This is a genomic window from Olivibacter sitiensis DSM 17696 (assembly GCF_000427965.1).
In the GTDB taxonomy this organism is placed as follows: Bacteria; Bacteroidota; Bacteroidia; order Sphingobacteriales; family Sphingobacteriaceae; genus Olivibacter; species Olivibacter sitiensis.
Genome location: NZ_ATZA01000047.1, coordinates 1 through 11,353 on the forward strand (window position 1 = coordinate 1; position 11,353 = coordinate 11,353).

Annotated in this window: 12 protein-coding genes; 4 read left to right on the plus strand and 8 right to left on the minus strand. The window is 44.9% G+C overall.

Annotation, left to right across the window (positions count from 1 at the left end; genetic code table 11):
• A partial coding sequence (locus tag A37S_RS28350; RefSeq protein ID WP_157278585.1) for a DUF4372 domain-containing protein occupies positions 1–172 on the minus strand: 172 nt, incomplete at its 3' end.
• Between the two features lie 98 nt (positions 173–270).
• On the opposite strand from A37S_RS28350, the gene A37S_RS0118890 reads away from it, so the two are divergent.
• Complete coding sequence (locus tag A37S_RS0118890) at positions 271–1,653, plus strand: hypothetical protein (RefSeq protein ID WP_028298341.1); 1,383 nt, start codon at positions 271–273, stop codon at positions 1,651–1,653.
• Positions 1,654–1,735: 82 nt separating this feature from the next.
• Here A37S_RS0118890 and A37S_RS0118895 read toward each other — a convergent pair whose 3' ends face one another.
• Entirely contained in the window at positions 1,736–2,614 is an 879-nt protein-coding gene (locus tag A37S_RS0118895; protein ID WP_028298342.1) for a UbiA prenyltransferase family protein, read from the minus strand.
• A gap of 105 nt (positions 2,615–2,719) precedes the next feature.
• Here A37S_RS0118895 and A37S_RS0118900 point away from each other — a divergent pair, with 105 nt between their 5' ends.
• On the plus strand, positions 2,720–3,634 hold the full coding sequence (locus A37S_RS0118900) for a hydroxypyruvate isomerase family protein (protein ID WP_028298343.1): 915 nt from the start codon (positions 2,720–2,722) through the stop codon (positions 3,632–3,634).
• Positions 3,635–3,691: 57 nt separating this feature from the next.
• Here A37S_RS0118900 and A37S_RS25315 read toward each other — a convergent pair whose 3' ends face one another.
• The 3 genes from A37S_RS25315 to lepA all read right to left on the minus strand — a co-directional run bounded on the left by A37S_RS25315 (position 3,692) and on the right by lepA (position 6,960).
• Entirely contained in the window at positions 3,692–4,129 is a 438-nt protein-coding gene (locus A37S_RS25315) for a hypothetical protein (protein ID WP_051293305.1), read from the minus strand.
• 64 nt (positions 4,130–4,193) lie between these two features.
• Positions 4,194–5,075, minus strand: coding sequence for a bifunctional 5,10-methylenetetrahydrofolate dehydrogenase/5,10-methenyltetrahydrofolate cyclohydrolase (locus tag A37S_RS0118910; RefSeq protein ID WP_028298344.1), 882 nt, complete (start codon positions 5,073–5,075; stop codon positions 4,194–4,196).
• 94 nt (positions 5,076–5,169) lie between these two features.
• A complete protein-coding gene (gene lepA / locus A37S_RS0118915; RefSeq protein WP_028298345.1) occupies positions 5,170–6,960 on the minus strand; it encodes a translation elongation factor 4 in 1,791 nt (596 codons plus the stop codon).
• 62 nt (positions 6,961–7,022) lie between these two features.
• Here lepA and A37S_RS25320 point away from each other — a divergent pair, with 62 nt between their 5' ends.
• Together A37S_RS25320 and A37S_RS0118925 are read left to right on the plus strand one after the other, a co-directional pair.
• Positions 7,023–7,925 (plus strand): fructosamine kinase family protein, encoded by a 903-nt coding sequence (locus tag A37S_RS25320; RefSeq protein WP_051293306.1) that lies wholly within the window; start codon positions 7,023–7,025, stop codon positions 7,923–7,925.
• 28 nt (positions 7,926–7,953) lie between these two features.
• Positions 7,954–8,583 (plus strand): carbohydrate-binding family 9-like protein, encoded by a 630-nt coding sequence (locus A37S_RS0118925; RefSeq protein WP_028298346.1) that lies wholly within the window; start codon positions 7,954–7,956, stop codon positions 8,581–8,583.
• A 7-nt stretch (positions 8,584–8,590) separates the two neighbouring features.
• On the opposite strand, the gene A37S_RS0118930 is transcribed toward A37S_RS0118925, so the two are convergent.
• From A37S_RS0118930 to nagA, 3 genes are all read right to left on the minus strand, one after another.
• Positions 8,591–9,430 carry an alpha/beta hydrolase gene (locus tag A37S_RS0118930; RefSeq protein WP_036603236.1) on the minus strand — a complete coding sequence of 280 codons (840 nt, stop codon included), beginning with the start codon at positions 9,428–9,430 and terminating at the stop codon, positions 8,591–8,593.
• A gap of 110 nt (positions 9,431–9,540) precedes the next feature.
• Positions 9,541–9,999, minus strand: a complete 459-nt coding sequence (gene rnhA / locus A37S_RS0118935; protein WP_028298348.1) for a ribonuclease HI — start codon at positions 9,997–9,999, stop codon at positions 9,541–9,543.
• A gap of 109 nt (positions 10,000–10,108) precedes the next feature.
• Entirely contained in the window at positions 10,109–11,227 is a 1,119-nt protein-coding gene (gene nagA / locus A37S_RS0118940) for an N-acetylglucosamine-6-phosphate deacetylase (protein ID WP_028298349.1), read from the minus strand.
• Between the last annotated feature and the right edge of the window lie 126 nt (positions 11,228–11,353).

Sequence of the window (11,353 nt, forward strand, 5' to 3'; positions counted from 1 at the left end):
ATATTCCGAACAGCATCGTCATGAGTTGTGTCCATGAATCAAAGGTCTTGTAATAGCGGTCAGACCGGTGCTTGCTCACAAGCATCTCAAATTTGTTCCTTGGAATAAAACCTAATAATTGTTTGAAGATTGGCTGACCGACTAATTTCTTTTCTGTATTTTTATCACTCATATTTTTAGTTTGTCGTAAAACCAAAATATGAAAAAAGGAGCTTGCCAGATATGGCAGCTCCTTAAATTATTTTTTGTCGGTCAGTAGTGATCTGGAATATGAACACGGTAAAATTACGCATATTATTTATGCTGCTTTTGGGTACATCCTGCATGGAACGACGATCCCTGGAAGAATTGGCGGCAGAGAAGCAGGAGGAGATAGTCCAAAAGGATAGGGTGTACTTTCGCAATGTCCTGGGGATCGGCGATTATGGTCCTTCTCCCGACTACCTGAAAAGCAATAGGGAAAGTGCACTGGCAAGTGCCGCTCCCTGGTTATCGAACGGTCTGATCGACACCATGGATTTCCTGGACTTCGTACTTCCGCATCAGGTCAACAACGCCGTAGGTGAAAACTGGCGGGGCAACGTAGGGAAAAGGATAACCGTGCCGTCATTCCCCGGCGGCAAGGTCTCCCGCGAAGCCTTTATCGACTTTTGCAACCAGATCAACGACCTCCTGGGAAAGGACAACGTATTCGGAAAGACCGACGGGGACGAGAGTTTCTATAGGTATACCGATTACGGCCTTAAAAAGGGTTCGTGTATTGCAATGAGCGATTATGCCAATTACACTTTCAGGGCCCTGGGGATCCCGGTTGCCTCCGATTTCGTTCCCGTCTGGGGCAATCTGAACTCGGCAGGGCATACCTGGAACAGGTTGCTGATGAAAGGGGCCTCCTACGCCTTCATGGGAAGCGAATCCAATATCGGGGTTTACGAGCCCCTTGTGATCACCAAATATGAGGACGGTAGCATCTCCGCCGCCAAGATCCCCCCGAAAGTCTACAGGCTGGCAAGGTACAGCCGGAACGCCTCCGATTTCTTCGGCAGTTCCGTCGTAGACGTCACGGGTGAATACGTGGATGTAAGGGACATTTTTATCGATGGCCAGCAGGATAGCCCCTCGGATATATACCTTTCTACGTTCAATAGGGGCAGGTACATAATAAACTGCCTTGGGCAAAAGGATGGAAAGCGTATTGTCTTCAGGGACATGGCGGTGGGACTAGTATACTTCCCGGTCAAGCTGGACCGTGCTACTCCCACACCCGTCGGATACCCCATAGTATGTTCGGAAAAGGGAGACGAAACAAAGAAGCCTGACCTGCGGTTTCCTATGACCGTTCGGGTGGATCACCTGAGTTCCCTAGCGGAGGAGCAGTTCAATATCATCAATGAATTAGGTTATGGCTTTCTGGATTCACTTGACTACAATAATATGGATGCCATGTGTCCCAAGCCTGTGTCGGGATATATATATGAGCTTTACTATTGGGATTTCGGTTGGAAAAAGCACGACGTCGTTAGATGTACAGCGGACGGTCTGGTATTCGAGAATGTGCCTGGCAACGGGATCTACATCGTTAAGCCCGTGTCGGGTGAATTAAGGGAATGCCGTCCTTTTGCCTATGAAGAACAAGGGGTAAAGTGGTTTTAATTTCGGTAATCTTTATTTATTAATCTCGGCCTGATAATGTCTATAACCTACTATTCGGGAAAATGGATCAAAACAGTCTTTCTTATTGTGAAGCTGCGATGATACCACAAATGGCCTTTAACAATAATAGGCCATCAATCAAAATCAAATAATAAAATATCGATCGTGAGCGGTACAGTCCACAGGCTGTATATAACAATGCTACGTAAGGGATAAGATTCATGAGTATGGATGTCCACCGGTAGTTCATGTAATAGGAAAAGGCGATCAGCGAAAATATTCCCAGAAGCACAAGTGGAATGATGACCTTACCCAACAAGTTACGATAGCCGATACGTACCACCAGCGTTTTCAAGTTTTGGTTGAAATCTTCTTCATAATCTTTGACATCGAACAGGATGGCAGTGATTGTGAAGAACATAAAATTTTTTACGTAGCACCAAGTAATGAGGCCGATGTCCACAGTGCTATAAGCATGGGCAAGAAACAGCGGTAGCAGTGTAACTGTATTGGCCCATACAATCCCTATGGTGAGGCATTTTGTCCATCCTGGCTTTCTGAGGTTGTAGCGAGATAGCATGGGCAGATGATCGTAGTAAAGTATACTCATTATGGCAGTTAAGGAGAGCGTCAGCAAGAATGGCCAGGACACGCCGTATGCCAGCAGCCTGGTAAAGCCAATGATAGCTAAGAGCAAGCATAATGTAAAGCTGAGGTAAACTGTTCGTCTATTAACATAGTACCAGACACTTCTTTCATTGCCGTATTTGGGATTTTCACAAGAGGGTAGGTAGGCCAGCATATAAAAGAGTACGATACTGGGGCATAGCCATAAATAATAAAGCCATCTATGGTCAATAAGGAGGTGCAGTTGAATCGTTGTCTCCACAGACAAGGCCAAACCGATGGTTCCCATAAAGAAATTACTGAAGAAAAACCATTTGGCCATTTTCTTTATCATGGAGTCTAAATTAATAGGTTTGGAAGAATATAATACGTAGAAAATTGAATTATTCGATTAAATGTTTAATTTTAACGTTGTCTAATCAATTTTTTAAAACTAACAATGAACCGAAGCACATTTATTAAGCAAGGCTTTCTAGCAGCCGGGGCGGCAGTTACGGCCAATAGCCTATACGGTTATAACTCCTCGTCAAGTAAAATGGCGGATACGACTTTCAAATTGAACTATGCACCACACGATGGGATGTTCAAGGAGTTGGCTGGAGCTAGTTTTCTGGATCAGATACGCTATATGCACGATAGGGGATTCCGAGCTATAGAGGATAATGGTATGTCTGGCAGGCCAATAGCAGAGCAGAAAGCCATTGGTGATTTGTTGTCCAAGCTGGGCATGCAAATGGGGGTATTTGTGCTAGACAAGGGCGGCAATGGAGCCAATACCTTGGCGACCAACAATAAAGATCATTTGGAGATCTTTATAAAGGGGTGTAAGCAGGCCGTGGAAATCAGTAAGCGTTGCGGTGGTAAGTTCACTACGGTAGTTCCCGGCGATTTTCACAGAGCACTTCCCATAGAGCAGCAAACGGCCAACGTGATAGATGCCTTGAGGCGCGGAGCTGAAATATTGGAGCCACACGGCATTGTTATGGTATTGGAGCCTTTGAGTGATACGCCAGACCTCTTCCTGCGTACATCCCAGCAAACCTATCTGATCTGTAGGGCAGTAAACAGCCCGTCATGCAAGATTCTATATGACGTATACCACATGCAACGGAACGAAGGCGACTTAATAAAGAATATGGAACTGACTTGGAACGAAATCGCTTATATACAGACCGGTGATAACCCAGGCAGAAAGGAACCGACCACGGGAGAGATTAACTACAAAAACCTATTTAAATTTTTACACGAAAAAGGCTATAAAGACCCTGTAGGGATGGAACACGGGATTTCTAAACCAGGCAAGGAAGGGGAAGAAAGATTAGTGCAGGCGTATAGGGAAGTAGATGATTTTTAATTGAAGTAGAGACGCACATGTATGCGCCTCTACTATTATGAATAACACATCAATGTATTATTCTTTAATTGCTTTGCCAACGGCCTTGGCCTTATCTTCGGCTTTTTTGGCGGCATTTTCCGTACCTTCTTTTGCCTTGTTGAATTCAGTTTTGGCGGCATCGCCTGTTTTTTTGGCGGCGTCTTTTACATCGGTTACCGCTTCATTTGTTTTCTCGCCCACCTTATCCTTGGCTTCTTTCAAATCGCTTTTTGCCTTATCTAGGCTTTTGTCGATTTTTCCTTTGGCATCGGTAGCTGCGGAATCAATATCAGATTTAGCTGTTTCGCCAGCTTTGTCTACACTATCGATAACGGCGTCTACCCTTTCACCAACAGTTGGTTCATCGGCGGATAGGGTGTCTGTATCAGCGTTTGATGATGAGTTGCCGTTGTTACATGAAACCCATCCAAGAGTGGCTATAGAGATTACAGCCACAAAAAATAACTTTTTCATTTTTTTATAATAAATAATTTCGACTCTTAAATAGCAATACTCATGCCAAAGGAAACTTCTTGGCCTAAGGATATACTTCCTTTTTTGCGGCCAATAACGTGTTTTTCAGCAAGCCTACTATAGTCATCAAACCGACTCCTCCGGGTACCGGACTAATGTAGGAGGTTTTGGGGGCTACATGATCAAAATCAACGTCACCATAGAGTTTATAGCCCGATTTTGTTTTGTCGCTTTTTTCCCTGTTAATGCCCACATCTATTACGATAGCACCCTCTTTTACCATGTCGGCAGTAATGAAGTTCTTCTTGCCGATGGCCGCAATTACCAGATCTGCACGGAGTACTTCTTCCTGAAGGTTTTTCGTTCGGCTGTGGGTCAAGGTAACCGTGCAGTTGCCGGGAACGGTATTGCGGGCCAGAAGTACACTCATGGGACTCCCAACGATATTGCTGCGACCTACCACTACGGCATGCATGCCGGTCGTGTCTATCTTGTAGTAATCTAGCATGAGCAGGATGCCATACGGCGTAGCAGGGATATAGCAAGGCAGGTTGCGCATCATGCGCCCCAAGTTGATGGGATGAAAACCATCTACGTCCTTTCTGTAATCTATGGCCTCGGTGATTTTTTCAGGATCGATATGGGCAGGCAATGGCAGCTGCACGATAATGCCATCAACTGTTTCATCCGCATTCAACTCCTTGATCTTGTCGATGAGTTCCCTCTCCGTGATATCTTCTTCGTAGCGTAAGTTGGTAGAGGCAAAACCTACCTTCTCGCAGTTGCGCATCTTGCTGGCCACATAGGTTTCGCTGCCACCGTCGTGCCCCACCAGTATGGCTACCAGATGAGGTTGTCGCCCATGTTCTTCAAAAAACAAGGCAGATTCCCATGTTATTTCTTCTTTTATCTTTTCGGATACTTCTTTTCCGTCTAGTAGTTTCATTATTTAGTATCAAGTATCAAGACATCAGTATCAAGACTTTCTTTCCAGCTCGTTGGCTGCTTTAGTCTTTCCGCTTTAGTCTCTAGTCTTACGTCTAACTATCCAATTTCAGTACTGCCATGAAGGCCGACTGCGGAATTTCCACATTGCCTACCTGGCGCATACGTTTCTTTCCTTTTTTCTGTTTTTCCAATAGTTTCCTCTTTCTGGATATATCCCCACCATAACACTTGGCCGTTACATCCTTGCGGAGTGCCCTGACATTTTCCCGGGCTATGACCTTTGCGCCGATAGAGGCTTGAATAGCTATTTCAAACTGCTGTCTAGGCAGCAATTCGCGTAGCTTTTCACAAATCTTTTTGCCAAAATCATAGGCATTGCTGCGGTGAATGAGGGATGAAAGGGCATCTACAGGCTCGCCGTTCAGCCTAATGTCCAATCTCACTAGATCAGACTGCCTATAGCCGATTTGATGGTAGTCGAAAGAGGCATAGCCCTTGGAGATGGTCTTAAGCTTATCGTAAAAATCAAAAACGATTTCTCCCATGGGCATTTCAAAGACCATTTCTACGCGATCTGCCGTCAGGTAGCTTTGATTGACTATCACACCGCGTTTTTGAATACAGAGCGACATGACAGGCCCTATAAATTCAGCCTTGGTAATGATGTTTGCTTTGATGAAAGGTTCTTCCACAAACTCTAATTTGCTAGGATCGGGAAGGTCCGAAGGATTGTTTACCTTCACGGTGCCATCTTTGGTGGTGTGTGCTATGTAAGAAACATTGGGAACAGTGGTGATCACCGTCATATCAAATTCCCTTTCCAGACGCTCCTGGATGATTTCCATGTGTAGCATGCCTAGGAAGCCGCAACGAAATCCGAAGCCCAAGGCCGCGGAAGACTCTGGCTCGAAAACTAATGAAGCATCATTCAGCTGTAGTCGATGCATGCTTTCTCTTAGTTCTTCAAAATCCTCGGTGTCAACTGGGTATATTCCGGCAAAGACCATTGGCTTCACTTCTTCAAAACCCTGAATGGCGTCTTTACTAGGCCTGTTCACGTGTGTGATGGTGTCACCCACTTTAACTTCACGTGCTTCTTTTATACCGGAAATGATATAACCCACATCACCGGTTTTGATGACTTCCTTAGGTACCTGGTTGAGCTTCAATGTCCCTATTTCATCGGCTACATATTCTTTGCCAGTAGCTATAAATTTCACTTTGTCGCCTTTCCGAATTTCTCCGTTCTCAACCTTAAAGTAAGCCATAATGCCGCGGAACGAGTTAAACACGGAGTCGAAAATCAATGCCTGTAAGGGAGCTTCAGGATCGCCCAATGGAGCGGGGATTCGCTCTACAATGGCCTTCAGTATATCTGGAACTCCTAATCCGGTTTTTCCCGAGGCTGGTATGATATCTTCTCTCTTGCAGCCAATAAGATCGATGATTTGATCTTTTACCTCTTCTGGCATGGCTCCAGGAAGGTCCATTTTATTCAAAATGGGTATGATTTCCAAATCGTGTTCCAATGCCAGGTAAAGATTGGAGATGGTTTGTGCCTGAATACCCTGTGTAGCATCTACGATGAGTAATGCTCCTTCACAAGCCGCAATGGAACGGGAAACCTCATATGAAAAATCAACGTGTCCCGGGGTGTCTATAAGATTGAGCACATAATCTTGCCCATCTTGCCTATAGTTCATTTGTATGGCATGGCTCTTGATAGTGATACCACGTTCGCGCTCTAGATCCATATTGTCCAAAAGCTGAGCTTGTGCTTCTCTTTGCGATATGGTAGCTGTAACTTCCAACAGCCTATCGGCTAAGGTGCTTTTGCCGTGATCGATATGGGCTATGATACAGAAATTTCTGATGTGCTTCATTAAATAGATTATGAAAAAGCGTATTAAAGGGCAAAGATAGATTTTTTTAAAGACATATTTAGATGTATTTATCTGAGGAATTTATACAACATATTGAATGGTCCATTCGCCAACTTGTGGGTGTGAAAAACAATAAGATAGAATATGCCGTTCCAGTGTCTGGAGGAGACATAAACAGGTGTTATCAGTTAAAAACACGGGAGCAGTATTTTTTTCTAAAGGTAAACGACGCTGTTACTTTGCCTCTTTTGTTTTTGCATGAAAAAGAGGGTTTAAGTTTACTTTCAGGGGCTGGGCAAGGCGAGTTGGGCGAAGTATGCGTACCTACTTGTTACAGTACGGGGAAATATGGCGATGATTCGTTTTTGCTCATGGAATGGCTAGTACAGGGAGATAAATCTGATGTGGCGATGCGACGCTTGGGAGAAATGCTGGCCACTGTACATAGCAAACATGATACGACCTTTGGTTTGGATTATGACAATTATTTTGGTTCCAGTGTGCAGTCCAACAAACGACATGACGACTGGACCGAGTTTTTCGTTGCCGAGCGGTTGGAGCCACAGGTAAAGAGGGCTTTTGACAAGGGTTTGTTGGACAACTTCGATTTGCAGGACTTCAGCATATTATACTATAAATTGGATAATCTTTACCCCAAAGAAAAGCCTTCGTTGGTCCATGGCGATTTTTGGGGTGGTAATTACCTCATTACGGATCAAACTGTCCCTTATCTCATAGATCCTGCCGTATACTACGGCCATCGGGAAGTAGATCTTGCGCTCTCTACTCTTTTCGGAGGTTTTTGCGAGGCCTTCTACGAAGCGTATGATTCGTCCTTTCCAATAGACAAAGATTGGAGAAAGCGTAGTAATTTATGGAATTTGTACCCATTGTTGTTTCATTTGAATACCTTTGGTGCTTCGTACAGAGGACAAGTACGTACTTGCCTAAATACGTATATTTAATATTTAAGAAAACAACAAAGTAACCCCTATGCCTCAGAAACAACTTGTCGTGCCAAAGATGGACGACGCTGCTTTTGACAACAAGGCACCGATGCAATCCATGGCCGCAATCGTATTGGATCAGGTGCCTTGGGCGTCATATAGTTATCTTCCGATCGTGACAGCATACATGGCTTACTCAGATCAGGCATTTTATCTCTACTGGAAGGTAAGTGAAGCCTATTTTCGGGCAACAGTGAAGGAGCATAACGGTTTGGTATATGAAGATAGTTGCGTTGAGTTTTTTTTGTCGCTTGATGGGTCGACCTATTATAACATCGAATTTAATGCCCTTGGCTACGGACTTATTGGCTATGGCAATAGCGATAAGCGCAGCAGAGTGAATTTGCCGGTAGAGATGGTTTCCAAAATAGGGGTTTCCTCAAATAACATACTCTCCAACGATGGCATTATAGATTGGGATTTACTGCTTCGCATACCCTACGAAGTGTTTATCCATCATGATTTTGAAGCACCGAAAGGAATGCAATTGACTGCTAACTTCTATAAGTGTGGCGACAAATGCGAAAAACCGCACTTCGTGGCGTGGAATAGGATAAATGCTGAACAGCCAAATTTTCATGTGCCAACCTTCTTCGGCAATATCGTGCTAGGATAAGGACAGTCTATTGCTTGCTGTTTTTCCCAAAAACATGCTGTAGCAATATATGATGGCCGGGACCTGCCATATTTCCATGGTCAAAACCGTCGAGTTCGTATAAGTATACTTGCGGATGTCCCACTACCTTTAACATGCGGTAGAAGTAGGCACTCTCTTCGTATCTCCCTAACATTTCCAGTTCGCGGTCGCCCGATACAAGCACGATGGGAGGGGCATCCTTGCGTACATGAAACAAAGGAGCATAGCGATCGATGGTGGGCTGTGTATCTTTGATGCCTTGTTCCCCTCGTATGGTCATATGGGTTATGGCGTGGCCACTGAAGTCGATGATGCCCGCAAGCTGGTCTGCATCTACGCCATATGTCGCCAACCATGATTTATCTAGACCGATCATGGCCACCAAATAACCTCCGGCCGAATGGCCAGCAGCAAAAATCCTTGATGGATCGCCACCATAGTCGTCAATATGCTGAAACACCCATGCTACAGCGGCGGCGGCATCTTCGATATATGCAGGGTTTTTGGCTTTGGGGCTGAGCCTATAGTTGACGGCCACGACAGCAATGCCTTTTTCTTTTAACTCGTTTGGAATATGTTTCTCGCCTCCTGTAAGTCCCCCGCCATGAAACCAAACGACAGTTGGGAAACCTTTCTGGTCTTTGGGCAGGTAAAGGTCAAGCACGCAGCGCTCCTTGACATAGGCGTCTTGTGCCGTATCTGTTCGGTAATGGACGTTTTCTGTGAGCTGATAGGCTCCTTTAGAAGGTGTTTGTGCATATGAGCCAAGGTTGAAACCTATGCAAAGGAAGAAGCCAATAATGACATTGCGAAACAAGATTTTCATAATACGTTTTTTAGCATGGAACCACGGGAGCCATGTTGGTTAGTTCAAAACAAATCTGCCAGTTCTTCAAACATATTAAAACCGGACTGCAATTGCAAAAAAAGGTTTCGTTAGCTATTCTCTGCCTCAAAAACGGTGTCTATTTTATGATGGGCGCGATCTTTTCCAGCTTGTACGGCTAGCACGTCGCACCGCTCGTTTTCCGGGTGTCCTGCATGGCCTTTCACCCATATGAATTTGACCTCATGCAATTTATAAACTTGTAAAAAGCGCAGCCATAGATCCTTGTTCTTCTTTCCCGCAAAGCCCTTCTTCAGCCAGCCCCATAGCCATTTTTTTTCTATGGCATCTATCACGTATTTGGAATCTGAATAAATGGTCACCTGATGGCCGGGTTTTTTCAGGGCTTCCAGCCCAACGATGACGGCCATCAGTTCCATGCGGTTGTTGGTGGTTTTGCGGAATCCTTCCGATAGTTCCTTATAGTATTTGCCCGAGCGCAATATCACACCATATCCACCTGGGCCTGGATTGCCACTGGAGGCACCATCTGTATAGATTTCTATCATTGGCGCAAAGATAGCGTCTTTTTTGTTTTATTGGGGAGAATGGGAATGACAGGTAGCTGAAGACTCTCTCTTTAGATAAAGATAAACTAAGTGTATTTCGGGAAAAAGGTTATAAGGCAAGCCGTTCAAATTCGTTGAGGTCATCGTCAAAGACGGTGAAAACGGCGGGACAACCCTTGGCTATGCGCCCTAGGCTTCCCTCCATACCGAGGGCCGTGGCCGGTCTTATCGTCACCATTTCCACGGCTTCCTGTAGGGATATGCCTACATGTTTAACAGCATTCCGAACGGTATCGGCTATACTGATAGCTGAGCCACTCAGGTTTCCTTCCTTATTCCAATAAGCGCCTTTTTCCAACACCGCGTCAAAATTCTCCCATTCAAACCGTTTCACCTTTCCACCCATAAAGAGGGCATCAGAAATGAGAAACATTTTTTCTTTCTTTATTTTCCAGGCAATACGTGCCGCGGCATAATCGCAATGTATGCCGTCCAGCACAATGGGGGCGTATACCTGTTCGCTGTCGAAGGTAGCACCTACCAAACCGGGAGCCCTGTGCTGGAAAGGCGACATGGCATTGTAAAGATGCGTAACTAACCTTATCCCACTAGAAAAGGCGGCGATACCCTGTTCATAAGTCGCATTGGAATGACCGGCCGATAGGGGTATTCCGGTGTCCAATAGCATGTCCAATTGTTCTTGATCGAATAGCTCGGGCGCGATGGTAATGAGCTGGAGTACCTCTTTACCATGGGTTAGTATTGTGTGGAGCTCATTTTTTGTAGGCTTTCTTACATAGTGTGCCATATGTGCGCCCCGCTTGGCCGGATTGATATATGGTCCTTCCAAGTGTAAACCCAGTATGCCCGATCGTGGATTGCTTTGTAAATGTTCCTTTACCGCGTCTATGCCGCGTAGCATATTTTCCAATGACGAGGTGATCAGGGCAGGAATGGTATAGGCTGTGCCCACCTCGCCAATTGTTTCATCGATGTTCTGCAAGGTGTCCCTGTCGGGTTTCTGACTGAAATGAAATTTGCTCCCACCGTTGATATGGATGTCTATGAAGCCCGGAGCCAGGTTTGATATACGAGGTACGTTTCCAAGGTATTGGTCTTCCTTGGCCTCCAAAAAAGCTATTCGTCCGTTTTTTATATGGATCACTTGATCGGTTAATATTTCGGAGCCAGTAAAAACCCTGGAAGCAAATAGAGAGGAATGAGCCATTTTATTTCATTAAAAAGAAATAGTACACCAAATTGTTGAGGTCAAATATACAATATTAAGGTTTTTCGCTATACTGTTTCCGAGTTTGGGGCATTCCGGTTCACGGCGATTCGAAATCTGATACAA